This is a genomic window from Sulfitobacter sp. M368, assembly GCF_025141875.1.
Classification (GTDB): Bacteria; Pseudomonadota; Alphaproteobacteria; order Rhodobacterales; family Rhodobacteraceae; genus Sulfitobacter; species Sulfitobacter mediterraneus_A.
The window spans coordinates 2316559-2342049 of sequence record NZ_CP081113.1; the positions used below are offsets into that span (position 1 = coordinate 2316559).

Consider the following 25491-nt stretch of genomic DNA (forward strand, 5'->3'; position numbering starts at 1 on the left):
TGGATGTTATAACATATCAATAGGGAAAATTCAGAAAGGCCTCCCATGTCCGCTATCGGCTTTGCCGCACATGATCACGCCGCCTGCGTCAAAGGCACTTTGGCCAAGGCAGAGGCCCACTGCGCCGAAACCGGCCTGCGCCTGACCCCTGTGCGGCGGCGGGCGCTCGAAATTCTGCTGGCCGAGCATCGGGCGCTGGGGGCTTATGATCTGCTTGCCGTGCTGGCCGAGGAAGGTTTGGGCGCACAGCCGCCCGTCGCCTACCGTGCATTGGATTTTCTGGTAAAAGCCGGGTTCGCCCATAAGATCGAGGCATTAAATGCCTATATCGCCTGTGCGCATCTGGGGTCCGATCACGCGCCCGCATTCCTGATCTGTCGCAGTTGCAAATCGGTGGCGGAGACGGACACGGCCCCTGCCCAGGGGCGCCTGGGCGAAGCGGCTCGCGCCGCCGGATTTACCATAGAACGCACCGTGGTCGAGGCCGAGGGCCTTTGCCCCGATTGTCAGGATGATGCGGCGTGACATTGATTGAGACCAAGGGTCTGACCCTGCGTTATGGCAGTGCAACTGTGCTGCGCGATGTGCATTTCAAACTCTCACAGGGCGAGATTGTGACCATTGTCGGCCCCAACGGGTCTGGCAAGTCCAGTCTGCTGCGGGCCTTGATCGGCGCATTGAAGCCGGCCAGCGGCGCGGTGATCCGCAAGCCGGGTCTCAAGATCGGCTATGTGCCGCAAAAGCTGCAAATCGACGGGACATTGCCCCTGACGGTGCAGCGGTTCCTAAGCCTGCCAGTGCGCCAATCCCAAGAAGTCACAACCCAAGCTCTGGCACAGGCGGGCGTGCCGGAACTGGCACAGCGGCAAATGACCGATCTGTCCGGCGGGCAGTTTCAGAGGGTTCTGCTGGCCCGCGCCTTGCTGGGATCGCCCGATGTTCTGATCCTTGACGAGGCGACACAGGGGCTGGACCAGCCGGGTGCCGCCGCGTTTTACCGGCAGATCGAAGACGTCCGCCAGCGCACAGGCGTGGCGATCCTGATGGTCAGCCATGACTTGCATGTGGTGATGGCCGCCTCTGACCGGGTTTTGTGCCTCAATGGCCATGTCTGCTGTGAAGGTGCGCCGGAGGTCGTCGCCGATGCGCCGGAGTATCGCGCGCTCTTTGGCACTGGCACACAGGGGGCTTTGGCGCTTTACCGGCATCATCACAACCATGACCATGATCATGATCATGATCATGATCACAGCCAATGCGGTGAGGACCAGAATGTTGGATGATTTTGCAATGCGTGCCGCCCTTGCCGGGCTTGGTGTTGCGCTGGCCGCCGCGCCTTTGGGCTGTTTTGTGATCTGGCGGCGGATGGCCTATTTTGGGGATGCCACCAGCCATGCTGCCCTGTTGGGCGTGGCGCTGGCCTTGGCGACAGATCTGCCGGTTGTTGGCGGCGTCCTCCTGGTGGCGCTGGTGATGGCGCTGATCATCAGCTCCCTGACCGAACGCAATGTCAGCACCGATGCCCTGCTGGGAGTGCTGGCTCATTCGGCGCTGGCGCTTGGCCTTGTGGCCGTGTCGCTGATCCCCGGACAGCGGGTGGACCTGTCGGCCTATCTGTTTGGCGATATTCTGGCGGTGCGGCAGGTGGATCTGGCGATCATCTGGATCGGTGCCGCGCTGGTCGGCGGCCTGATGGTCTGGCGCTGGCAGGCGCTGCTGACGGCAACGTTGAACCCCGATCTGGCGGTTGCATCGGGCGGACATCCCAAGCGCGAGAAACTGGTTCTGACATTGGCGCTTGCCGTGACCGTGGCGGTCGCACTCAAGGTTGTTGGGGCGCTGCTGATCGCAGCCATGTTGGTCATCCCCGCCGCCGCCGCGCGACCCTTTGCCCGCACGCCGGAGGTAATGGCGATCTGCGCCGTGGCGATTGGCGGCTTTTCCGCATTGGGCGGATTGGCCGGATCCTTTGCCTTTGATACCCCTACAGGGCCGAGCATTGTCACTGTGGCGGCTGTGGTCTTTGCCCTGTCTGCGGCAATTTCACCGCTTCTGCGGCGAAGATAACACTGGCCTTTTCAATAGATTACAATACGCTCCCCCACAAAAGGGGAGAGTCATGCACCATCAGGTTGTCATCATCGGGGGCGGTCCATCGGGGCTTTTGCTGGGGCAATTGCTACACGGGATAGGCGTCGATGCCGTGATCTTGGAACGAAAGACGCGCGATTATGTGCTGTCGCGTAACCGCGCAGGCGTGCTGGAACGCGGCATGCTGGACCTGATGAAACAGGCCGGGATCGACAGCCGCGCGCAGGCCGAAGGGCTGCCGCATGATGGCACGCTGATCGCCTATGAGGGCGATATGTTCCGCGTTGATCTCGCCGCCCATGCGGGCCATTCGATCATGGTCTACGGGCAAACCGAAGTGACCCGTGATCTGTATGACGCCCGCGACGGCATTGACGCGGTGACCCATTTTGAGGTCAGCAATGTGGTGATCAACGGCGCGGACAGCGACCGGCCCAGCGTCAATTTTGACAAGGGCGGGCAATCGCATCAGATCGACTGCGATTATGTGGCGGGCTGTGACGGGTTTCACGGGGTCAGTCGCCAGACCATCCCCGAAAACATTCGGCAAGAATTTGAAAAGGTTTATCCTTTTGGCTGGCTCGGCATCCTGTCACAAACGCCGCCGGTCAATCACGAGTTGATCTACGCCAATTCGCCGCGCGGCTTTGCCTTGTGTTCCATGCGCAGCGCAAACCTCAGCCGCTATTACATCCAATGTTCGATGGCCGATACGGTTGAAAACTGGTCGGACGAGGCGTTCTGGACCGAACTCAAGCGCCGCCTGCCCGAAGACGTTGCGGAGAAACTGGTCACCGGCCCGTCGATTGAAAAATCCATCGCGCCGCTGCGATCCTTTGTGACGGAGCCGATGCGCTGGGGCCGGTTGTTCCTGTGCGGAGATGCGGCGCATATCGTGCCGCCCACCGGGGCCAAGGGGCTCAACACTGCCGCCTCGGATGTACACTACCTCTTCCAAGGGCTCAAAGCCTGGTATCAGGACCAGAACCCTGAGGGCCTTGACCAATATTCGGAAAAGGCGCTTGCACGGGTCTGGAAGGCCGAGCGGTTTAGCTGGTGGTTCTCATCGCTGATGCACCGGTTCCCGGACCAATCGGAATTTGACCTTCGCATGCAAAAAGCCGAACTTGATTTCCTGCGCAGCAATGACGCGGCGCAAAAAGCCATGGCCGAAAATTACGTGGGGTTGCCCTACTGATGTCTGACACAAAGATCCCCCAAGGCGGCTATGCCGCCCGCCAGCCCGGTCATCATCCCGTGGCGCTGTATCCGCCCTATCGCACCTCCGTCAAGCGCAGCCCGCAGGCCGCGCCGCTGTCCTTTCCCACCAGCATTGGCGAGGAAAGCGGACCGGTCTTTGGGCATGACCTGCTTGGCCCGCTGGATGCGGATTTGCTGCACAATTTTGCGCAAGATGGCGCCTCGGCCATCGGACCGCGCATTATTGTGCATGGCAAGGTGCGCGACCAGTTTGACCGCCCCGTTGCCGGTGCATTGATCGAAGTTTGGCAGGCCAATGCCGGCGGGCGCTATCGACACAAGAAAGAGGGCTATATTGCCCCGCTTGACCCAAATTTTGGCGGATGCGGGCGCACCATCACCCGCGAAGACGGGTCTTATGAGTTTCGCACCGTGCTGCCCGGCCCCTACCCCTGGCCCAATGGCCCGAACGATTGGCGACCGGCGCATATCCACTTTAGCCTGTTTGGCGCGGGATTTGCCCAGCGGTTGATCACGCAGATGTATTTCGAGGGTGATCCGCTGATCTGGCGCTGTCCGATCGTCGGGTCGATCGGGGATAAATCCGCCGTTGAGCGACTGATCGCGCCTCTGGATATGAACCGGACCGTGCCGATGGATGCCCGCGCCTATGAGTTCAACATCACCCTGCGCGGACGGCGGCAAACCATGTTTGAAAACCGGATGGAGGGTCTGTGATGGGCGATCTGCCAGAAACCGCAAGCCAGACCGCTGGCCCCTATGTTCATATCGGCTGCACCCCAAATTTTGCGGGGATCACAGGGGTTTATGACGAAGACCTTGGCGTACGGATGATCACTGGCGATGTTGCCGGGGAACGGATCACCCTAACTGGCCAGATCTTTGATGGCACCGGCACACCGCTGCGCGATGCGATGGTTGAGGCCTGGCAGGCGGATGCGGGCGGGCGCTATGCGGGGCAAGACGGGGCCGATCCGCATTTCACCGGATTTGGCCGATGTGCCTGCGATCAGGCGACCGGCGCGTTTACTTTTGAGACGGTGAAACCGGGGGAAACTCCATGGCCACAAGGCGGGACGCAAGCGCCACATATCACCTTGTGGATCGTGGCGCGGGGAATCAATCTCGGGCTACACACGCGAGTCTATTTTCCGGGTGATCCGGCGTTAGAAACTGATCCGGTTTTGGGCCGGATCGAACATCGCGTGCGGGTTCAAACCTTGATCGCCGATGCCGAAAAGGATGGGGTGTATCGATTCAACATCCACCTGCAAGGCGCTGACGAGACCGTGTTTTTCGACGTTTAGACCAAATCGGCTTAGACCAAACACGCGGAACAATACCCGCCGCGACGGACCCCGAGGGGCAGGAAAACTGCCCCTCGCGCCCAATCACGTCACGCGGCTGCGGACCTTGTATTTGTCATCATCCCACAGACCATTGGCCATCACATCACGGATGATCTCAACCGCGGCAGTGACATCGCCCGCGTCCAGATACAGCGGTGTAAAACCAAAGCGCATGATGTCGGGCGCACGGAAATCGCCAATCACACCGCGATCAATCACCGCCTGCATCGCGGCGTAGCCATGTTCGAACCGGAACGAGACCTGCGAGCCGCGGATTTTTGCATCGCGCGGGCTGGCCAGTTCAAGCTGTGGCACCTGCGCCTCAACCTCTTGGATGAATTGTTCCTGCAAGGCCACCGACGCCGCCCGCAGATCCCCCATATCAACACCGTCCCAGACCTTCATCGCCTCTTCCAAGGCCGCCATCTGGAGGATCGGCGGCGTGCCGACGCGCATCCGCTCAATGCCCTTGGCAGGTGTGTAGTTGAGATCAAAATCAAAGGGTTGCCGGTGACCAAGCCAACCACTCAGCGCAGGTTCGACCGTATCTGCCAGATCAGGCCGCACATAGATGAACGCAGGCGCACCCGGCCCGCCATTGAGGTATTTGTAGGTGCAGCCAACCGCAAATTCACAGTCCGACCCGGCCAAATCAACCGGGATCGCCCCCGCCGAATGCGCCAGATCCCAAACCATCACCGCCCCCGCCGCGTGGGCGAGCTTGGTTATTGCCTTCATGTCATGCATCCGGCCAGAGCGGTAATCGACCTCTGTCAGCATCACCACGGCAATGTCATCGCCAATCGCTTCGGCCACCTCTTCGGGGGCCACTGTGCGCAGTTCGTAGCCCTGCTCCAGCAAGCCAACCAGACCTTCGGCCATGTAGAGGTCCGATGGGAAATTGCCGGTGTCACTCAGGATCACCCGCCGTTCCGGGCGCAGTTTCACCGCCGAAGCCAGCGCCTGAAACACCTTCACCGACAGGGTATCGCCCATCACAACCGATCCCGCCGATGCGCCCACCAGCGCGCCGACCTGATCACCCACCCGTTCGGGCATCGCCATCCAACCGGCCTTGTTCCAGCCGCCGATCAACATCTGCGCCCATTCGCCCGTCATCACCTCTGACACGCGGGCCGGCACGGTTTTGGGCATCGGGCCCAGCGAATTGCCATCCAGATAGATCACGCCTTCGGGAAGGATAAACTGGTCTTTTCTCAATACATCAGCCACTTAAAGCGCTCCTCTGACGTGCCACAATTCCGGAAACAGCTCTACTTCGAGCATTTTGCGCAGGTAGGCCACCCCGGATGTGCCGCCCGTCCCCCGTTTGAACCCGATCACCCGCTCCACCGTGGTGACATGGTTGAACCGCCAACGGCGGAAGTAATCCTCAAGATCCACCAGTTTTTCGGCCAGCTCGTAAAGCTCCCAATGGGTCTGGGGATCCTCGTAGACCTTCTGCCACAGATCCTGCACCTCAGGCTTGGCCTGCCAGGCGGTGCCTTCTGCCTCTCCTGCCAGGGATGGAACGCCCAGACGGTCGCACAACAGATCGATCGCCACCTGATAGAGGCTGATCTTGCCCAGTTCATCGGTCAGCGCGGCATGAGGCTCCGGCGTGTGTTCATGCAGTTTGGTCAAGGCGCGGTTGCGATTGCCCAACAGGTATTCGATCAGGCGGTATTGATAGGACTGAAACCCCGACGATGCCCCCAGATAAGGTCGAAACGCGGTATATTCGCTGGGCGTCATGGTCCGCAGCACATCCCAGGCTGAATTGAGCTGTTCAAAGATCCGCGCCACGCGGCTGAGCATCTTGAACGCAGGCTGCAATTGCCCGTCTGCGATGCAACGGCGTGCTTCTGTCAACTCATGAATGGCCAGCTTCATCCACAATTCGGAGGTCTGGTGCTGGATGATGAACAACAAACCGTCATGGGCCATATCCAGCGGGTTTTCCACGGTCAGGATTTTGTCCAGCCCCAGATAATCGCCATAGGACTTGTCCTTGGCGAAGTCCATTTTGGCCCCTTTTGCGGCCTCGTCAAACGTGCTCATTGGTCTTCTCTCAGTGCAAATCTTTGAATTTTCCCGGTCGCCGTCTTGGGCAAGGCGTCAATGAAACGGACGTCGCGGGGGTATTTGTAGGGAGCAATGGTTGCCTTCACATGGTCTTGCAATTCCTTGACCAGGGCCGCATCCCCAACGGCCCCCTCGATCAAGACCACATGGGCCTGAACAATCGCACCGCGTGCCTCGTCCGGGGCACCAACAACGCCGCATTCACTGACCTTTGGATGGCTCAGCAAGGCCGCTTCGACCTCCGGTCCGGCAATGTTGTAGCCCGCCGAGATGATCATATCGTCGTTGCGGGCGGCAAAATGCAGATAGCCGTCATCGTCCATCATGAAGCTGTCGCCGGTGATGTTCCAACCGTCCCGCACATAGGTCTTCTGCCGATCATCCGCCAGATACCGGCACCCCGTTGGCCCGCGCACCGCCAGTTTGCCAACCTCACCGCGCGGTACGTCATCGCCGTTGTCGTCGATAATCCGAACCTCATAACCGCCAACAGGTTTGCCCGTACAGGCCGCCTTGTGATCATCAAACCGGTTGGAGATGAAGATATGCAGAATCTCGGTTGCGCCAATTCCGTCCAACATCGGCTTGCCGGTCTTTTCCATCCAGTCGTGATAGACGGGCGCGGGCAATGTCTCGCCTGCGCTGACCGCTGCGCGGAGCGAGGACAGGTCGGCGCCCTCCTCCATCGCCTGAAGCATCGCGCGATAGGCCGTGGGCGCAGTGAAACAGACGGTTGCTTTGAACTTTTCAATGATTTCAATCATGTTCGGCGGGCTTGCGGTTTCCAGCAAAGTTGCCGCCGCACCAAAACGCAAGGGAAAGATCGCCAATCCGCCAAGGCCAAAGGTAAAGGCCAGTGGCGGCGATCCGACAAAGACGTCCTCCGGCGTGACCTGCAGCACCTCCTTGGCGTAACCATCCGCAATGATGAGCAAATCCCGGTGGAAATGCATCGTCGCCTTGGGATCGCCCGTGGTGCCCGAGGTAAAGCCAAGCAGCGCCACATCGTCCTGCGCGGTTGGCACGGCATCAAAATGCACCGGCTTTTCCAGCGCCAAGCGGTCCAGCTCTGCGTCATGGTTGCTGGTCCCGTCAAAACCAACCACGGTCTTGAGGAACCTCGACGCCTTGGCACATCCGGCCATCTCGTCCATCAGCCGGGTATCGCAAAGCGCATGGCTGATCTCGGCCTTGTCGACAATCGCGCCCAGTTCCCCTGCCCGCAGCATCGGCATGGTGTTGACCACCACCGCACCTGCCTTGGTCGCGGCCAGCCAACAGGCCACCATCGCGGGATTGTTGGCGGACCGGATCAAAACCCGATTGCCCGGCTTGAGGCCCAGATCCTCGACCAGGGCGCGGGCCAGCTTGTTGGTCCAGTCGCTGAGTTCCTTGTAGGTACGGCGGCGGCCATTGCCGATCAGCGCCGTATGATCGCCAAAGCCTTTGGCCACCATTGCATCGGTCAGCTCGACACCGACGTTCAGCCTGTCCGGGTAATCAAACCCATCCAGCAGCAAATCCGGCCAAAGCGCCTGATCCGGCAGGTTGTCGCGGCAATAGCTGTCGCTGTGTCCGGTTGGCCCAAGCATCTTAACGTCCTCCCAAGGTCTGGCGGGCGATCACCACCCGCTGCACATCGGATGCGCCCTCATAGATCCGCAAGGCGCGGATTTCGCGGTATAGCCGCTCAACCGTTTCGCCGTGGCGCACCCCATCGCCACCGTGCAGTTGTACTGCCTTGTCAATGACTTGCTGTGCATGATCTGTCGCAAACAGCTTTGCCATCGCGGCCTCGCGTGTGACCCGTGCCGCGCCGCTGTCCTTGGCCCAGGCGGCCCGGTAAATCAGCAAGGCCGAGGCATCCACATCCACCGCCATATCCGCGATATGGCCCTGCACCAGCTGCAAATCGGCCAAAGGCGCACCCTGAACATGGCGGGTGCTGACCCGCTCCATCGCCTCATCCAGCGCCCGCCGCGCAAATCCCAGCGCCGCCGCCGCCACGGTTGAGCGGAACACATCCAGAACCGACATCGCAATGGCAAAGCCTTTGCCGCGCTCGCCCAACAGGGCCGATCCGGGCAGTTTCACATCGTCAAAATGCAAGGTCGCCAAGGGATGCGGCGCCATCACCTCAAGCCGCGCCTCTACCTTTAGACCGGGCGTATCGGCAGGCACCACAAAGGCTGACAGCCCCTTGGCCCCCGGCGCCTCCCCGGTGCGGGCAAAGACGGTGTAAACATCGGCAATCCCGCCGTTGGAAATCCAGGTCTTGCGCCCGTTCAGGACAAAGCCGTTGCCATCCGCCTGCGCCGTCATGGTGGAATTGGCCACGTCCGATCCGGATTGCGGCTCGGTCAAGGCAAAGGCCGATATGGCCGCGCCGCTGCGGGTCTTTGGCAGCCATTCCGCCTGCTGTTCGGCATTGCCAAACAGAGAAATCGCACCGGTGCCAAGCCCCTGCATGGCAAAGGAAAAATCGGCCAGCCCGTCATAGCGCGCCAAAGTCTCGCGGATCAGGCAAAGCGAACGCACATCAAGGCTTTCGCCGGCCTCGGCCCCCGAATGGCGCAACCATCCACCCTGCCCCAGCATTGTCACCAGATCACGGCAGGCCGCATCGGTATCCCCGTGGTCCACAGCGCCAAGGTTCTGCACCGCCCATGCGTCCAGCGCCCCGGCCAGTTCCCGATGGTGATCCTCAAAAAACGGCCATGTCAGAAAACTCCGATCCGGCATTGCGCTCCTCCCTCTTCCCTTTTTGGCCCCAAATACCTCCGGGGGTTTGGGGGCTGGCCCCCAATGTGGTCTTCGTTTGGGAGCTGGCCCCCAAGTCCGTTGTCAATCCGGGCTCAATCGCCCTCAAATACGGGCCGTTCCTTGGCAACAAAAGCCTTGTAGGCCCGCTCAAAATCGCCGGTCTGCATGCAGATCGCCTGCGCTTGCGCCTCGGCCTCGATGGCCTGCTCGATCGACATTGACCATTCCTGCGCCAGCATCGTCTTGGTCATCATATGGGCAAAGTTTGGTCCCGCCTGGATCTTCTTGGCAAAGGCCAGTGCCTCGGCGTCCAGATCGGGCCCGTCCACCAGACGGTTGAAAAAGCCCCAGCGCTCGCCTTCTTCCGCCGACATCGACCGCCCTGTATAGAGAAGCTCTGCCGCGCGGGTCTGGCCGATGATCCGGGGCAGGATCGCACAGGCCCCCATGTCACAGCCCGCAAGGCCCACGCGGGTAAACAGGAATGCTGTTTTGGCCTCAGGCGTGGCAAGCCGCAGGTCAGAGGCCATCGCGATGATCGCGCCGGCCCCCACACAGATCCCGTCCACTGCTGCAATCACCGGCTTGCCACAGTTTACAATCGCCTTGACCAGATCGCCGGTCATACGGGTAAATTGCAGCAGTTCTTTCATATTCATGCGGGTCAAAGGCCCAATGATATCATGCACATCTCCGCCAGAGCTAAAGTTGCCGCCATTTGAGGCAAAGATGACGATGTCCACATCGTCGGCATAGACCAGATCGCGGAACCAGTCGCGCAATTCGGCGTAGCTGTCAAAGGTCAACGGGTTCTTGCGGTCAGGTCGGTCGAGCCGCACCGTGGCGATGCCGTCTTTGATCTCGCAAAGAAAATGTTTCACATCACTGCGCATTCTCAGGTTCCTTTTTGTTCATTTCCATATCTGCCCGGTCTGCCGCATCGGCAAAGGCTTGCAGCCGCGCGGCCATGGCACGGGCGTCTTCGGGGGTCACATCCGCCAGCATCAGATCCACCCATTTCTCATGGGACAGCGCTTGGCGGGCAAACTCCGCCTCCCCCGCGCGGGTCAGGCGCAGGCGGGTGGCGCGGCGGTCTCCGGGCACGGCGATGCGTTCGACAAAGCCCTCATCGCTGAGCCGGTCGGCGATGCCGGTGACATTGCCGTTGGAGACCCGCAGCACGCCCGATAGCTGGCTCATCTTGAGCCCTTCGGGATGGCGCGACAGGGCTGACATCACGTCAAAGCGCGGCAGCGTTGTGTTGTAGTCCCGGCGCAGGTTGTCGCGCAATTGATGTTCGATCCCGCGCACCACTTTCAGCAGCCGCAGCCAGAGGCGCACACGATCCTTGGCGGCGGTCATATTTCCCCGCCCGAAACACTCAGCGCGTGACCATTGACCATCGAGGCCTCGGGGGAGGCCAGAAATTGCACCGCTGCGACGACTTCATCCGTTCGGATCATCCGGCGCATCGGGTTGCCGCCCACCACCATCTTTTCGGCTTTCTCACGGGGGATATTCATGCGCTCCATTACCCCGGTCACGGCCGCTTGGCCCATGTCGGTATCGACAAAGCCGGGGCAAACCGCATTGCAGGTGATGCCCTCGCGGGCCAGCTCCACCGCCAGTGATCGGACCAGCCCCAGCACACCATGTTTGGCGGCGGAATATGCGGCGATATTCGCGCCGCCTTTCAGGCTTGCGGTTGATGCGATGGCAATAAGCCGCCCGCCTGCTGTCATGCCCTTAAGTGCCTCGCGGAAGGTCAGGAAAACCCCGGTGAGGTTCACTGAAAGCGTGCCTTGCCAGACCTCGAGCGGCATATCAGCCACGCGCATTGCCTTGCCGGAACCGGCATTGGCGATCACCACATCATAAGGCGCATCAAACAGCGCCTTGACCGAGGCCTCCTCCGTCACGTCCAGATGTTTGCAAGTCATCCCGCGCCCGCCGTTGGTCTCTTCAAGTGCGTCCATACGGCGCCCTGCGATGGTCACGTCATCCCCCTGATCGGCGTAATGATGTGCAATGGCGCGGCCAATGCCTGATCCGCCGCCCGTGATTAAGATGCGTCTCATACTTTCTCCATCTCTGCGGCACGGTCTGCCAGTCGCCACGCCTGATCCCGGCCCGCCTCATAAGGCAGCGGCCATTTGGCATGACGATCGCCAATTTCAGTGGCGGCGTGCAAGGTCCAATAGGGATCGGCCAGATGTGGCCGCGCCAGGCAGACCAGATCGGCACGGCCTGCCATCAGAATGGAATTGACGTGATCAGGCTCATAAATATTGCCCACAGCCATGGTTTTGATCCCGCCATCGTTGCGGATGCGGTCCGAGAACGGCGTCTGGAACATCCGGCCATAGACGGGCTGACCTTCCTTGCTGGTCTGGCCTGCGGAGACATCAATGATGTCCGCGCCAGCGGCCTCAAACATCTTGGCAATCTCAACGGCTTCTTCGGGGGTCACGCCATCATCACCAGCCCAATCGCTAGCTGAAATACGCACCGACATCGGCTTGCTCTCTGGCCAGACCGTGCGCATCGCATTGAACACCTCAAGCGGATAGCGCATCCGGTTTTCCAGAGGGCCGCCATATTCATCGGTCCGGGTGTTGGATAAGGGCGAGATGAAGGACGAGATCAGATAGCCGTGGGCGGCATGCAGTTCGATCATGTCAAAGCCTGCCCGGTCCGCCATTTCGGCGGCGCTGACGAATTCATCGCGGATCTGGTCCATATCGGCGCGCGTCGCGGCGCGGGGCACCGCATTCTCGTCCGACCACGGGATTGCGGAGGCGGACACCAGTTCCCAGTTGCCGGATACCAGCGGCTTGTCCATGCCTTCCCAGCCGATCCGGGTAGAGCCTTTGCGCCCCGCATGACCGATCTGACAACAGATTTTCGCGTCGGTCTCGGCATGGGTGAAATCCACCAGCCGTTTCCAAGCGGCCTCATGCTCTGGCGCATAAAGGCCCGGACAACCCGGCGTGATGCGCCCCTCGGGCGAGACACAGGTCATCTCGGTGTAGACCAGCCCTGCGCCGCCCTTGGCCCGCTCACCATAATGGATCAGATGCCAATCGGTCGGGCAGCCATCCACGGCTTTGTATTGCGCCATGGGCGAGACGACGACACGGTTCTCCAGCTTCATATCGCGCAGCTGGAACGGGGCAAACATCGGTGCGCGCACCGGGCCGTTTGCCCCCGCGCCGGCTTGCTCCATGAACCAACGCTCTGCCCCTTCGAGCCATTTTGCATCCCGTTCGCGCAGGTTCTCATGGCTGATCCGCTGACTTCGGGTGAGCATGGAATAGTTGAGCTGTACCGGATCAAGATCGAGATAGCGTTCCACATCCTCAAACCATTCCAATGAGTTACGCGCAGCCGATTGCAAGCGCAACACCTCAAGGCGGCGGGCGTCTTCGTATTTCTGGAAGGCCACTTCGATATCGCTCTCTGCGGTCACGTGATCGGCCAGCGAGATGGCCGATTCCATCGCCAGTTTGCTGCCTGACCCGATGGAGAAATGCGCGGTGGCTGAAGCATCGCCCAGCAAAACCACGTTTTTGTGGCTCCATTTTTCGCACAGAACGCGGGGAAATTGGATCCAGGCGGACCCGCGAATGTGTTTGGCGTTGGTCATCAGGGCATGACCGCCCAGATGGTCCTTGAAGATCTCTTCGCAGATGGCGATGGTCTCTTCCTGGGTTTTTTCGCCGAACCCATAGGCGTCAAAAGTATCCTGATTGCACTCCACAATGAAGGTCGCGGTTTCATCGTCGAATTGATAGGCGTGGACCCAGATCCAGCCCTTGTCCGTCTTTTCAAAGATAAATGTGAAGGCGTCGTCGAATTTCTGATGCGTGCCGAGCCAGATGAACTGGCACTTGCGCACATCAATGTCCGGCTGAAAGGTTTCCTGAAACTCCAAACGTGTTTTGGAATTGAGCCCGTCACAGGCAACCACCAGATCGTAGTCATCCATGTAATGCGAGGCGGCATGCACTTCGGTCTCGAACTGCAGGTTCACGCCCAGTTCCCGCGCCCGTTCCTGCAAGATCAGCAATAGCCGCATCCGCCCAATGCCGCAGAACCCGTGGCCGGAGCTGACGGTTTTCTGGCCCTTGTAGACCAGCGCGACATCATCCCAATAGGCAAAATGACTGCGGATCGTCGCCGCCGACACCGGGTCATTGATCTCAAGATTATCAAGCGTTTCGTCCGACAGAACCACGCCCCAGCCAAAGGTATCATCGGGTTTGTTGCGTTCCAGCACGGTCACATCGGCGTCCGGCTGGCGCAGTTTTAACGAGATCGCGAAATAGAGCCCCGCAGGCCCGCCGCCCAAACAGATCGCACGCATCAGCCTCTCCCTCAGATGTCCATTTGCAGGCAGGGTATGGTGAGTCGTGATTTGCTTCAAGTGAAAATATTTTAGATATAAAATAATATTCACGGTCAATCTTTCAGCGCCAAAATCCGCCGCTTTGATGATGAAAGCGACCTGAAATGTCGGGAAACCTGCGCGACAGGGGTTCTTTCAAAATGCAACGGTCTGCGAAAATGAAAGGACAACAGATGAGCCTCCGCAAAGGTCGCCGCGCCCGTCAGGCCCCAGACACAACCACCCCGCCCCGCAGTCACGCCTACCGGCAAATGCGCCACCCCTTTGAACCCCAACGAATTTTTTCGGATGATGCCATTGCGAACATGCACCAGATGGCGCTCAAGGCGCTGTCCGAACTGGGCATGAAGGTCTTGCTTCCCGAAGCGCGCAAATTGTTTGCTCAGGCCGGCGCCCTTGTGGATGACAGCACCGAAATGGTGCGGATCGGGCCGGAACTGGTGGCAGCAGCGCTTGAGACCGCGCCGCGGTCCATCCGGCTGCGGGCGCCCAATCCGGACCGCGAACAGCGGTTTGAGCCTGGCGCAATGCTGTTTTCCGCAGGGGCCGGTTGCCCCAACTCGATTGATGCGCTGCGCGGGCGACAACCAGGGCGCCTTGAGACCTTCGAAGAGAGTCTCAAGCTTGTCCAAAGCTTCGACGCGATCCACATCCTCGGCCCCTCGGTGGAACCGCAGGACGTGCCATCACACCTGCGGCACTACGCGATGATGGAAGCCCAGCTGAGCCTGAGCGATAAACCCGCCTTCATTTTTGCCCGTGGCAAAGCGCAGATCTCGCAAAGCCTCGAAATGATCGCGCTAGGGCATGGGTTGTCAGATGACGAGCTGCGCAATGGGTCGTGGTCCTATTCGATCATCAACACAAATTCGCCCCGGCAGATCGACGTGCCGATGGCCGAAGGCATCATCGAGATGGCCCGTGCCGGCCAGATGACCATCATCACGCCCTTCTGTCTGGCAGGTGCGATGGCACCAATCACCGTGGCCGGTGCGCTGGTCCTGCAACACACCGAAGCCTTGGCCGCGATCACCCTCGCACAGCTCACCGCCCCCGGTGCGCCGGTGACCTATGGCGGCTTTGCCTCCAATGTAGACATGAAATCCGGCTCCCCCGCTTTCGGCACGCCATCGCATATGAAACTGACCATTGGCTCGGGGCAATTGGCGCGGCACATCGGCCTGCCCTGGCGATCCGCTGCAGGCGCGGCTTCAAACATCTCGGATGCGCAGGGGGCCGGTGAGAACCACATGGGGCTCTGGGCGGCGCTGCAAGCGAACGCAACGCTAACGGTGCATTCCGCAGGCTGGCTCGAAGGCGGGCTCAGCTTTGGATTTGAGAAATTCATCAACGACATGGAAGCGGTACAACAGCTTGCCGAAATGGCGATGCCAACCCCCGAAGATGACGCCAGCCTCGGCTGGGATGCCTTGGTGGATGTGGACCCCGGCGGGCATTTCTTTGCCACGCAACACACCATGGACCGCTACCGCGACGCCTTTTACACACCGCTGGTTGCGGATCTCAGCAATCACGGCGCATGGGTCGAAGCGGGATCAAAAACCTCAACCGATCGCGCCGTGGACGTCTGGCAAGGGCTGCTGCGCGACTTCATCCCGCCCCCAAGTACCGCCGGTATGGCCGACAAATTGAAAGCGTTTGTAGATGCGGGCACCAAGGCGGGCGGCGCCCCGCCCACAGAAGGTTAAGGCCGCCCGCAGGCATAAGGGGGCCAGCCCCCGCCGCCGCTGCGCGGCGCTCCCCCGGAGGTTTTTCTGGCCAAATGAAGACAAGAGCGCCTTTTATCTTGATTTGGCCTGAAACCACTTGGGCCCGGGGCAACGCCCCGCGTGTTTGCGAAGCGCGGTGATCGTGCAGAAGAATTAGGGCGTGATCAGTGACACGCCCGGAATGCGCTGAATGGCCAGCACGTCTTCGTCGTAAAGATCGGTCATTTCCTCGACCAGATCTTCGGTCCAGCCATCCATGTCCAGTTCCTCTTCGATCTCGTCTTCGAGCGCGAATTTGTCGAGGAAGGCGGCAATCACCCGGCGCTTCTGGATTTCGGTCAGGTCCGGATGGCCATCCAGATAGGCGCGGAACCTTTGCATGCCTTCCTTGCTCATGATCGAAGCCAGCAGATCAAACCCGCCCGCGACCTTTTCATGCGGCTCGAACCCGGCCATCTCGCGAATGATTTGCGACCAGATCAGCGGCATGTCCTCGTTGCACCAGATGGTAATCGGCACATGCGGCACCGCTTCCTTGATGTCTTCGATTGTCTCGGACCAGCGCACATCCAGCGGGTCATGCGGCCCCCAGAAAGCATCCGGATCTTTCTTGTCCGCCTTCCCATGCAAGATCGGCAAAAGCGCCGCCGGATTTCGGATCGCCAGAAAAATCTCAAGATCGTCATCGGGGAACAGTTCGGCCATGAACCGCATGCGCCGCGCGGCTGCGGGGTAAAGCTGGCCTTTGCGCACCGCCGTTGCTGGGGTGCGGAAAAAGTTGGGATCCGAAAGGATCACCCTATCGGCCTTGCTGCCATCAAGGATGACATCCAGCAGCACCTCACGCGCCTCGGCTGAGGCCGGAGTGCGGTGCATGGCGTTCAAAGTGTCGCGGATCAACCCGCGGTAACTGTTCGGTCCGGGCACAGCGATCCCGCGTTGACCAAATTCACCCTTGTTGCGCAGCAGCGATTTCATCAACCGCTCTTGTTCTGTGAAATGCGCACCTGTGTGCAAGATCAATTGCATGATCAACCGCTCGATTTTATTGCTATGGCACGTTGAATACAGCGTTGAAGCGCTTGTGTAAAATGCCAATCCGCCGCTGCCTGCAGGGCATTGCAAACCCAAGTTGAGCGCTGGCCAAAGACACGCCAAATGGGCGAAGTGAAATTTCCTGACTTTTGCCCAAGAGAATGTCTTGCATCCCCCCAAATCATCTTTTAAAGAACGCCCACGCTAGGCGGTGACACGCACCGGACAGCACTGACATCTTCGATGTCTGCCCCTATAGCTCAGCTGGTAGAGCAATTGATTTGTAATCAATAGGTCCGCGGTTCGAGTCCGTGTGGGGGCACCATTTCAATCAATCAGCGCCTTGTTTCTACCGGAAAGATCCAGATATCTGGCCTTACCGATGTAGTCCACGGCCCGGCCCGCTGATGCCCCTCGGGCCAGTCAGCGCGGCAATCAGGCCCCAGCCGCACAGTTTTTGCACAGCGGTGCATAAAGAACGGCGTTTAGCCGTGCCTCGGAAATCGGCTCTTCACATTTCTTGCAGATGCCAAAGCTACCGTCCTTGATGCGCTTCATTGCAAGGTCAAGAAGCGCGATTTCCTTTTGGGCCGCCATCCCCAGTCCCTCAAGCACCTCGTCATCTTCAAGATCGATCGACTGGTCGTTCATATCGGCAGACTTGGGTTCGCCAAGCTCGTGATCGACATCGTGAATGCGGTCATCCAGTTCTTTGATGCGGGCGGAAATCAGTTCTGCGTAGTGGGTCAGGTCAATCATGTCTGTTCCTCGTTGGTTTGCCCGAACATTATGACCGGAAATACATTTCTGCGTATTGACTGGGATCAAGCGCAGGAATTTTTCTCCGAAAAAACAACGGTGCGCACTGCCCACCGAACACCGTGCCGGGCAGCGATTTTGCCGTCCTGCGCCAATCAGCCCGTGCAACGGCGGAACACGCCAGACCTGCATGTGCGGGACTGTGATTTGGCAGGTCAAAACCCGGCGCATTTGACATGGCTCAATGGCAAACAGGCGGGGTTGAGCGATGATGGGCTCATGAAACAGGAACATGGACATAGCCGCAAGGAAATCGCTGACCGCCTGTCGGCGGGCCATCGGCACAGCAACCTCAAAGACATGATCTATGGCGGGATTGATGGCGCGGTTACGACCTTTGCCATTGTTGCAGGGGTCGAAGGCGCGGGATTGTCGCACAGTATCATTGTGGCCCTTGGCCTTGCCAATATTCTGGCGGATGGGTTTTCGATGGCAGCGAGCAACTATTCAGGCACCAAGGCAGAACTGGATGATCGCAAACGCATTATCCAAATCGAAGAACGCCATATTGCAGAGCACCCAGAAGGCGAATTGGAAGAGCTGCGGCAGATATTGCAGATGCGCGGCCTCTCCGGTGACGTGCTTGTTCAAGCGACAAGTGCCATTGCCCGCAGCCGCGACAAATGGATCGGGATGATGCTGACGGATGAATACGGGCTGGCGCCCAATGATCCCGAACCCATGCGCGCCGCCCTTGCGACGTTTATGGCATTCATGATCGCGGGATCTGTGCCTTTGATACCCTTCTTGTTTGGTCTGGCAGATGCGTTTCCCATTGCCATCGTTTCGACCTTGCTCACCTTCTTTTTCATTGGCGCTGCCAAAAGCCGCTGGTCACTAGCCAAATGGTGGCGCTCAGGCCTTGAAACATTGCTAATCGGGGGCACGGCCGCATTGTTGGCTTATGCTGTTGGTGGATTGTTCCATCCGTAAGCACAGGCATTGAGGGGCGTCAATTCGGGCGTGCCAGAACGTGTTGAATGAGAAGCAATGGCGGTGGCTCCTCGTTCCCAGATGCCACAGGAAAATTCTTCCGAAAGGGATGCGATATTGTGGTGAAGCTAGGGTGATTAGTCACCCGGACCGCCGAAACCGCTCAGGCACCGCTCAATTTCCACCTTTGGCGGGGCGCGCAGCGTTTGCAGAATGACGCAGCTTCGTTCGGCAGCGTTGATCAGGGCGTTCAGATGCGGCTCCGGCAAATCACACTCTGTTCTCAGATCGACCTTCATATGTGCGCTTTGAAATCCGACGGGCACGCCCTCCCCTGTCATGAGCGCCCCGCGCACGTCCGCACCAAGGCTGACCTGCACTTCGAGGTGGCTCAACTTGATCTCCTTGAGATTGGCAATCATGCGGATCGCCGTGTCAAGGCAACTTGCCAAGGCGGCGGCGAGAAGTTCGCCCGGGCAGGGAAAATCGCTTTCTCCTCCGACGGCTTTGTGGACAGATACCGGGATATCCAAAGGGATGCCTTCGCCGCAGACAACATGCCCATGGATCGGGTGATCGGCGGGCACTTGGGCATCAACAGTCCTTGCGTGATCATGCACCCATGCAGCCTCCGGTGTGTCATGATAGCGCTTGCGCAGGGGCAATTGACGGTCGGAGATATTGTTCAGCGGTCTCTGTGCGACGGATTGAATGTGACTCAGATGATTGGAATCCAGTGTCATTTTATCGCCCCCGTCCAAGTCCGGGCACAAACGCGGGAACCTCACGCTGATAGGTACGGTAGTCCTCACCGATTTGGGCAACCAAGTCCCTCTCTTCGAGATGGAGCACAGCGATGACGATGTATCCCGTGGTCACCACTGCAAACAGCAGATGCCCGACTGACATGGTTGGCGTTGCCCAAAAGGCAATGAGAAACCCGGTCATGATGGGATGGCGCACCACTTTGTACAGGCCAAATTTGATGAACCCAGGTTGCGTCGCCGTGCGCCTTTTCAAATTTGCATAGATTTGCTTGAGGCCAAACAGGTCAAAGTGATCAATCATGAAAGTCGAGGCCAGAACAACCAGCCAGCCGACCCAGAACAATGTGGTCAGAACCGCTGCGATGATCGGAGTGTTGATATGCCATACAGGCGCCGGCAGCGGCTGCCAGAACAGAAAGATCAGGATCATCGCAACGCAGGTCATCATGATATAGGTGCTGCGTTCGGCGGCTTTGGGGATAACTTTTGTCCAGATGCGTTTGAAAGCGGGACGCGCCATGATGCTATGTTGCAGGGCAAAGACAGACAGCAGCGCCAGATTGATTATCAGCGATCTTGCAACCGGCCCCTGCACCCCGGAATCAATGGATTTGGGCACCAGAATGTTTCCAACAAAACCAATGGAGTACAGGAACGTTACTAAAAAGATGACGTAGGCGGCGACGCCATAAATGAATGTCAGTGATCGGCCCATGGCAGGTTCCTTGCATTGCGGCACCACCCGTGAATTCGGGCTTGCTTCAAGGATCGGCGCTGGAAAGGGTTGGAGATACTCCGGATTATGTACCAAACGACTACTGAATCCGTAGTAGCCAGCCCCCCACACGCACTATAGGCATCATGGATGGATAAAAAATCTAAGAACCTATCAGGCAGCCTCTGCCCGGCAATGGCATCGGCAGATCTATTGGGCGACAAATGGACCCTCTTGTTGCTGCGCGAGATGTTCTTGGGAACCACAAGGTTCAGCCGGTTTCAAAAGGCCATCCCCAGAATGTCCCCATCGATCCTGAGCAAACGGCTCAAGACACTTGAAGCGGCAGAGATCATCATTCGAAAGGCAGCGCCATCTGGTCAGGCTACCGAATACAAGCTGACCCGATCTGGCCGGGAACTGGGGCCAATAGTAGAAAACATGGCTGTCTGGGGTATGAGGTGGCGCAAACGCAGCATTGCGGCGCAAGATTGCGATGTTGGCGGGTTCATTTGGGATTTCCACCGAACGCTGAACACCTCGGGCCTGCCCGACGGAGAAACCGTGATCCTCGTGCAGATTTCCGACCGCACGGATCTGAACACTTGGTGGGTGATTGTAAACGACGATGATGTTGACCTTTGCACCGATGATCCGGGGCATGATGTTGATGTATACCTGACAGCACCGCTTGCAAATCTTATCGCACTCTGGCTGGGCGATGTCGGTGTGCAGCCTGCCGTTGATGACCAAACCATCTATTTGGACGGGCCAAGGCATCTTATGAACACAGCGCAGGATTGGATGGCCCAGTCCCCCCTTGTCGGGGTGCGGCCTGCTGCTTCTGCGCGGTGACATTTCAGGCCTCGTAATGCTTGGGGACTTTTCGCCATGCGCAGCATCGCAGAAACCTGCAATGTAATCCCCGATCAGCCATTCCCTGCCGCCTGCATAAAGGGCCAGAACGATCATCTCAAATCTACTGTCCGAACGCATGATGCCTGACCGCCATTGACAGGCAATTCCAGCACGCACGCTGCAGCGCTGTATGCGCAGTCGCCTCAACTTTCCGATCAGGGCACCTGGCGTTTATCGTAGCTGCGCGGATGTGTTGACCCAAATCAATGTGGGCCATGCGATTAACCCTAAGATGAAAGCGATTGCGGGCAATGCTCGGTCTTGGGGGTCCGACGATGGATAAGACATCTCGAAAAGCGGTACATCTCAAGCGATCCATAGGCCTGCCCGGACTTGTTCTGTATGGCCTTGGCGTCACAATTGGTGCTGGCATCTACGTTTTGGTTGGTGAAACGATTGTGCGTGCGGGCTCATATGCACCTGCCGCATTTTTGCTTTCCGCCATCGTAATGGGGTTTACGGCGGCCTCCTTTGCCGAATTGTCCGGGCGGGTTCCACAGGCCGCGGGCGAAGCGGTCTATGTCGAACGGTCATTTGGTCTTCCCTGGCTGACGATACTGGTCGGCCTTGCTGTTCTGGTCGAAGCGATGGTCGCAGCTTCGGCGATCGCGGTAGGGGCAGCAGGCTATGTCGGAGAGTTGATACATCTGCCAGAAGAAGTGCTTGTGGTCTCCATCGTCCTTTCGATGGCCACGATCGCAGCATGGGGCATACGGGAATCCGTGGCCATAGCGGGTGCGATGACATTGGTGGAGGTTATAGGCCTCGTGGTCATTATCGTCTTTGGGCTTGTTGGCGATCCGGGCAGCATAAGCGCGTTGCCATCTTCACTTATGCCCCCGGCATCGGATGGTGCGGCCCTTTCTGGCGTGTTGGCCGCGAGCATGATCGCATTCTTTGCATTCATTGGTTTTGACGACGTCGTCAATCTTGTCGAGGAAGCCAAGAACCCATCCAAGATCATGCCATGGGCCATTGGTATCACGCTATTCGTGGTAACTGTGCTCTATATTTTGGTATCGTTTGTCGCAACGCAGACTGTTTCTGCCGAGGGTTTCGCGGGCACATCTGCACCTATCAGCTTGCTCTTTGAAAGCCTGACCGGACTGCCCCCGCTTGCCATTACCCTGATCGCAATTGTCGCGACCATGAACGGTGTTGTGATCATCCTTATCATGGCCGCGCGAGTGGCATACGGCATGGCACAGGAGGGTCGGCTTCCAGCTTGGATCGGCGTTGTATCCCCGCGCACGCAAACCCCTCTCAGAGCAACAATACTGGTCGCAACAGCGGTGTTGGTTATGGCAACAATGATCCCTCTGGATAAACTGGTGGAAACATCGTCCGAAGTGCTTTTGGCGATTTTTGTATTGATCAACCTGGCACTGGTGTGGATGAAGCTCCGGCATGCCCCTGCACCGGCAGGTACGTTCAAGGTGCCTATCCTATTACCGATTGTCGGTGCGATACTTTGCCTGGGACTATTGATCGGTGCGTCCCTCGTCGGAAGCGAGATCTGAAAGATGCAACAGGTCCGGCCGCTGTGGGCTACTTTTGCTCGGGGAATCTGGGCCGCGCGGCACTCAAAGGCTCAAGGCGAGAATTGAACCCATGCGGATTTGGAGACACCGGGTTGCGCCGTTTCTCATTGTTCTGAACACATCCCGAACGCAGGCCTGCTGTTCTAAGGCCAGCCTGGTCTGCCCTGGCCCCTCTGGCCAAGGCAGATGGTTCAAGATGGGCAGGTGATCAACCTTTGAGGCGCTCAACAATGCTTTGCGCGGTAACGGTGCCGACGGTGCCTGTGGTGTCCGTGACGTTCAGAGCGGTCTGTGCGCCGCTGAGTTTATCAATCAGGTCGGCCACGGGCGTTTCGGCCGGAACTTCGGCGGATGCGGAACCGGTCTGCGCCCCCATAACATCCCGTGCGGTCAGAACGCCAAGCGGGTTCATATTCGCCACAAAATCCGCCACATATTCTGACGCGGGGTTTGAGAAAATCTCGCGCGGGGTGCCCAGTTGCACGATACGCCCCCCTTCCATGATCGCGATGCGGCCGCCCAGCTTGAAGGCCTCGTCCAGATCGTGGCTGACAAAAATGATCGTCCGTTTCAGATCGCGTTGCAGGTCCAGCAATTCGTCCTGAAGCCGGGTGCGGATGAGCGGATCAAGGGCCGAGAACGGCTCATCCATCAACAGGATCGGCGCTTCGGTGACAAAAGCGCGGGCGAGGCCCACGCGCTGCTGCATGCCGCCGGACAATTCGCCCACTTTGCGGTCAGCCCAATCGGACAGGCCCACAAGGGCCAGCTGTTTGTCGGCACGCTCAAGGCGTTCTTTTTTGGGCACATCCGACAATTCCAGCGCCAGTGCCACGTTGTCGCGCACGCTGCGCCAGGGCAGCAGGCCAAACTGCTGAAACACCATGGATACGCATTCGCGGCGCACCCGGCGCAAATCCGCGGGGGAGCAGCCCTGCACATCGCAGGACCACGCCCCATCGTTCACAGTGACATTGCCGCGCACCACGGGGTTCAGCCCGTTGACCGCCCGCAGCAGCGTCGATTTGCCCGACCCCGAAAGCCCCATCAACACGAGGATCTCGCCCTCTTCGACCTCGAAGGAACAATTGTGCACGCCCAGCACCTGCCCCGTGGCGGCTTCAATCTCTGCACGGCTTTGGCCCGCGTCCATCAGCGGCAGGGCTTTGCCCGGCTTTTCGCCAAAGACGATGGAAACGTTATTGAATTCAACAGCTTTGGTCATTTTCCGCCCACCCGCAACATTCGATCCAGCATGATTGCGACCACGACAATGATCAGCCCGCTTTCAAAGCCAAGGCCGGTGTTCACTTGATTGAGCGCGCGCACAACCGGCACGCCGAGCCCGTCCGCGCCCACCAGCGCGGCAATCACCACCATTGACAGCGACAGCATGATCGTCTGGTTCAGCCCGGTCATGATCTGCGGCAGCGCATAGGGCAGCTCGATTTTCCACAGGGTCTGGCTCGGCTTGGCGCCAAAGGCTTCAGCGGCCTCAAGCAGCGCCTTGGGCGTAGAGGAAATGCCCAATTGCGTCAGGCGGATCGGAGCGGGCAAAACAAAGATCACCGTGGCGATCAGACCCGGCACCATGCCAATGCCAAAGAACACAATCGCGGGGATCAGGTAGACAAAGGTCGGCAGGGTTTGCATCAGGTCCAGCACCGGACGCATGAAACGGTACAGCTTGGGCCGGTGCGCCGCCGCGATGCCGATGGGCACGCCCACCCCCATACAGACCACACAGGCCGAAAGCACCAGCGTCAGGCTTTCGGTGGTCTCCTCCCAGTAGTCCTGATTGAGAATGAACAGAAAGCCCAGCACAACAAAGGCCACGGTTTTCCAATTGCGTTGGATCACCCATGTGAGCACGGCAAACAGCGCAATGATGATCAGCGGATGCGGGGTTTGCAGCACCCAAAGGATCGCGTCGATCAATTGTTCCATCAGCAAGGCCAGCCCGTCAAAGAACCACGCGCCATTGATCTGCAGCCACTCGAACATCGCCTCTGCGACGTCGTCGATTGGCACTTTGTTTTCTGTCAGCCAGTCCATTGCGTCCCCCGCCAAACTGTTGTGCATTCAAAAAAGATGCCCGTCCTATGGCTAAGAACGGGCATCTTTCGATTGTGGGCTGATCTTACTTCAGCGCGTCTTTGGCGGCCATCATCGCGTCGCCGCCGTCCTTGGTGGTGACCCCTGCCAGCCAGCCGTCGAGCACCGATGCATTGGCCTTGAGCCAATCTGTGGCGGCCTCTTCTGGATCTTTGCCATCATCCAGAATGGCACCCATGATTTCGTTTTCCATGGCCAGCGTGAATTCCATGTTGCCCAGCAGTTTGCCAACGTTGGGGCATTCCGCGGCATAGCCGGCGCGGGTGTTTGTATAAACGGTCGCGCCGCCCAGATCGGGACCAAAGAAATCATCGCCGCCCTCAAGGTAGGTCAGCTCAAAGTTGGCGTTCATCGGGTGTGGTTCCCAGCCGAGAAAGACAACCGGATCGCCCTTGCGGTTGGCGCGGGCCACCTGTGCCAGCATCCCCTGTTCGGAAGATTCCACCACTTCAAAGTCTTTGAGACCAAAGGCGTTGTCGTCGATCATCGACTGGATCAAACGGTTCCCGTCATTTCCTGCCTCGATACCATAGATCTTGCCATCCAGCGCTTCGCCTTTGGCGGCGATGGCGTCAAAGGAGGTGATGCCCATGTCGGCGGCAGCCTTGTTCACGGCCAATGTGTATTTGGCCCCCTGAAGGTTGGCGCGGACAGTGTCGACTGTGCCAGCCTCGCGGTAAGGGGCAATGTCCGCTTCCATTGTGGGCATCCAGTTGCCAAGGAAGACATCGATGTCGCCTGCTGCCATGGAGGTATAGGTCACAGGCACCGACAGGATCTTGGTTTCGGTGTCATAACCCAGTGCATCCAGGACGACGCTGGCGGCGGCGGTGGTGGCTGTGATGTCGGTCCAGCCAACATCGGAGAAGGTGACTTTGTCGCAAGAGGCGGCGGCTACAGATGTGCCGATGGTCAGCGCCAATGCGGTTGTCGCAAGCAAGGTTTTCATGGTTCAGGTGACTCCCAGATGATTTTTATTGATTGCTGAGCCAATAAAAAAG

At 58.9% G+C, this 25491-nt stretch carries 25 protein-coding genes and 1 tRNA gene; 11 read left to right on the forward strand and 15 right to left on the reverse strand.

Annotated elements, in window-relative coordinates; genetic code table 11:
• Positions 1–45 precede the first annotated feature (45 nt).
• The 6 genes from K3754_RS11625 to pcaG are packed head-to-tail and all read left to right on the forward strand — an operon-like array spanning position 46 to position 4619.
• A complete protein-coding gene (locus tag K3754_RS11625; protein ID WP_203210914.1) occupies positions 46–525 on the forward strand; it encodes a transcriptional repressor in 480 nt (159 codons plus the stop codon).
• Positions 522–1283 (forward strand): metal ABC transporter ATP-binding protein, encoded by a 762-nt coding sequence (locus tag K3754_RS11630; protein ID WP_259937423.1) that lies wholly within the window; start codon positions 522–524, stop codon positions 1281–1283. The genes K3754_RS11625 and K3754_RS11630 overlap by 4 nt, the downstream gene beginning before the upstream one ends.
• Positions 1273–2067, forward strand: coding sequence for a metal ABC transporter permease (locus tag K3754_RS11635; RefSeq protein ID WP_203210912.1), 795 nt, complete (start codon positions 1273–1275; stop codon positions 2065–2067). The genes K3754_RS11630 and K3754_RS11635 overlap by 11 nt, the downstream gene beginning before the upstream one ends.
• A 52-nt stretch (positions 2068–2119) precedes the next feature.
• Positions 2120–3289, forward strand: coding sequence for a 4-hydroxybenzoate 3-monooxygenase (pobA, locus tag K3754_RS11640; RefSeq protein ID WP_259937424.1), 1170 nt, complete (start codon positions 2120–2122; stop codon positions 3287–3289).
• Positions 3289–4029 (forward strand): protocatechuate 3,4-dioxygenase subunit beta, encoded by a 741-nt coding sequence (gene pcaH / locus K3754_RS11645; RefSeq protein WP_259937428.1) that lies wholly within the window; start codon positions 3289–3291, stop codon positions 4027–4029. Before pobA ends, pcaH begins: the two co-directional genes overlap by 1 nt.
• On the forward strand, positions 4029–4619 hold the full coding sequence (gene pcaG / locus K3754_RS11650) for a protocatechuate 3,4-dioxygenase subunit alpha (protein ID WP_259937431.1): 591 nt from the start codon (positions 4029–4031) through the stop codon (positions 4617–4619). The genes pcaH and pcaG overlap by 1 nt, the downstream gene beginning before the upstream one ends.
• Positions 4620–4703: 84 nt before the next feature.
• Here pcaG and kynU read toward each other — a convergent pair whose 3' ends face one another.
• The 8 genes from kynU to K3754_RS11690 form a co-directional block, all read right to left on the reverse strand.
• Positions 4704–5894, reverse strand: a complete 1191-nt coding sequence (gene kynU / locus K3754_RS11655; protein WP_259937433.1) for a kynureninase — start codon at positions 5892–5894, stop codon at positions 4704–4706.
• Positions 5895–6722 (reverse strand): tryptophan 2,3-dioxygenase, encoded by an 828-nt coding sequence (locus K3754_RS11660; protein ID WP_259937441.1) that lies wholly within the window; start codon positions 6720–6722, stop codon positions 5895–5897.
• Positions 6719–8338 carry an AMP-binding protein gene (locus tag K3754_RS11665; protein ID WP_259937446.1) on the reverse strand — a complete coding sequence of 540 codons (1620 nt, stop codon included), beginning with the start codon at positions 8336–8338 and terminating at the stop codon, positions 6719–6721. The genes K3754_RS11660 and K3754_RS11665 overlap by 4 nt, the downstream gene beginning before the upstream one ends.
• 1 nt (position 8339) lies before the next feature.
• Positions 8340–9488, reverse strand: coding sequence for an acyl-CoA dehydrogenase family protein (locus tag K3754_RS11670; RefSeq protein ID WP_259937448.1), 1149 nt, complete (start codon positions 9486–9488; stop codon positions 8340–8342).
• Between the two features lie 113 nt (positions 9489–9601).
• Complete coding sequence (locus K3754_RS11675) at positions 9602–10402, reverse strand: enoyl-CoA hydratase family protein (RefSeq protein WP_203210904.1); 801 nt, start codon at positions 10400–10402, stop codon at positions 9602–9604.
• Complete coding sequence (locus K3754_RS11680) at positions 10392–10871, reverse strand: MarR family winged helix-turn-helix transcriptional regulator (RefSeq protein WP_259937450.1); 480 nt, start codon at positions 10869–10871, stop codon at positions 10392–10394. The genes K3754_RS11675 and K3754_RS11680 overlap by 11 nt, the downstream gene beginning before the upstream one ends.
• The gene (locus K3754_RS11685) at positions 10868–11587 is read right to left on the reverse strand and encodes an SDR family NAD(P)-dependent oxidoreductase (RefSeq protein WP_259937452.1); all 720 of its coding nucleotides are present in this window, start codon (positions 11585–11587) and stop codon (positions 10868–10870) included. The genes K3754_RS11680 and K3754_RS11685 overlap by 4 nt, the downstream gene beginning before the upstream one ends.
• On the reverse strand, positions 11584–13875 hold the full coding sequence (locus K3754_RS11690) for a bifunctional salicylyl-CoA 5-hydroxylase/oxidoreductase (RefSeq protein WP_259937453.1): 2292 nt from the start codon (positions 13873–13875) through the stop codon (positions 11584–11586). Before K3754_RS11690 ends, K3754_RS11685 begins: the two co-directional genes overlap by 4 nt.
• 215 nt (positions 13876–14090) lie before the next feature.
• Between K3754_RS11690 and K3754_RS11695 the strand changes: the two genes are divergently transcribed.
• On the forward strand, positions 14091–15626 hold the full coding sequence (locus K3754_RS11695) for a trimethylamine methyltransferase family protein (RefSeq protein ID WP_259937455.1): 1536 nt from the start codon (positions 14091–14093) through the stop codon (positions 15624–15626).
• 174 nt (positions 15627–15800) lie between these two features.
• On the opposite strand, the gene K3754_RS11700 is transcribed toward K3754_RS11695, so the two are convergent.
• Positions 15801–16676, reverse strand: a complete 876-nt coding sequence (locus K3754_RS11700) for a hypothetical protein (protein ID WP_203210899.1) — start codon at positions 16674–16676, stop codon at positions 15801–15803.
• Positions 16677–16931: 255 nt separating this feature from the next.
• Between K3754_RS11700 and K3754_RS11705 the strand changes: the two genes are divergently transcribed.
• Positions 16932–17007 (forward strand) — tRNA-Thr (locus K3754_RS11705).
• A 110-nt stretch (positions 17008–17117) separates the two neighbouring features.
• Here K3754_RS11705 and K3754_RS11710 read toward each other — a convergent pair.
• Positions 17118–17441: a TraR/DksA family transcriptional regulator gene (locus K3754_RS11710; protein ID WP_259937457.1), complete on the reverse strand. Its 324-nt coding sequence runs from the start codon at positions 17439–17441 to the stop codon at positions 17118–17120.
• A gap of 279 nt (positions 17442–17720) precedes the next feature.
• Between K3754_RS11710 and K3754_RS11715 the strand changes: the two genes are divergently transcribed.
• A complete protein-coding gene (locus tag K3754_RS11715) occupies positions 17721–18434 on the forward strand; it encodes a VIT1/CCC1 transporter family protein (RefSeq protein ID WP_203210897.1) in 714 nt (237 codons plus the stop codon).
• Between the two features lie 137 nt (positions 18435–18571).
• Here K3754_RS11715 and K3754_RS11720 read toward each other — a convergent pair whose 3' ends face one another.
• Positions 18572–19177 (reverse strand): OsmC family protein, encoded by a 606-nt coding sequence (locus tag K3754_RS11720; RefSeq protein ID WP_259937462.1) that lies wholly within the window; start codon positions 19175–19177, stop codon positions 18572–18574.
• A 1-nt stretch (position 19178) separates the two neighbouring features.
• Complete coding sequence (gene mddA, locus K3754_RS11725; RefSeq protein WP_259937463.1) at positions 19179–20048, reverse strand: methanethiol S-methyltransferase; 870 nt, start codon at positions 20046–20048, stop codon at positions 19179–19181.
• 18 nt (positions 20049–20066) lie between these two features.
• Here mddA and K3754_RS11730 point away from each other — a divergent pair, with 18 nt between their 5' ends.
• Both K3754_RS11730 and K3754_RS11735 read left to right on the forward strand, forming a co-directional pair.
• The gene (locus tag K3754_RS11730; protein WP_259937471.1) at positions 20067–20771 is read left to right on the forward strand and encodes a helix-turn-helix domain-containing protein; all 705 of its coding nucleotides are present in this window, start codon (positions 20067–20069) and stop codon (positions 20769–20771) included.
• A gap of 338 nt (positions 20772–21109) precedes the next feature.
• Positions 21110–22354 (forward strand): APC family permease, encoded by a 1245-nt coding sequence (locus K3754_RS11735; protein WP_259937473.1) that lies wholly within the window; start codon positions 21110–21112, stop codon positions 22352–22354.
• Between the two features lie 229 nt (positions 22355–22583).
• Here K3754_RS11735 and choV read toward each other — a convergent pair whose 3' ends face one another.
• From choV to K3754_RS11750, 3 genes are all read right to left on the reverse strand, one after another.
• Positions 22584–23600 (reverse strand): choline ABC transporter ATP-binding protein, encoded by a 1017-nt coding sequence (gene choV, locus K3754_RS11740; protein WP_259937475.1) that lies wholly within the window; start codon positions 23598–23600, stop codon positions 22584–22586.
• Complete coding sequence (gene choW, locus K3754_RS11745; RefSeq protein ID WP_259937477.1) at positions 23597–24430, reverse strand: choline ABC transporter permease subunit; 834 nt, start codon at positions 24428–24430, stop codon at positions 23597–23599. Before choW ends, choV begins: the two co-directional genes overlap by 4 nt.
• A gap of 85 nt (positions 24431–24515) precedes the next feature.
• Entirely contained in the window at positions 24516–25439 is a 924-nt protein-coding gene (locus K3754_RS11750; RefSeq protein ID WP_203210890.1) for a choline ABC transporter substrate-binding protein, read from the reverse strand.
• Positions 25440–25491: the final 52 nt, after the last annotated feature.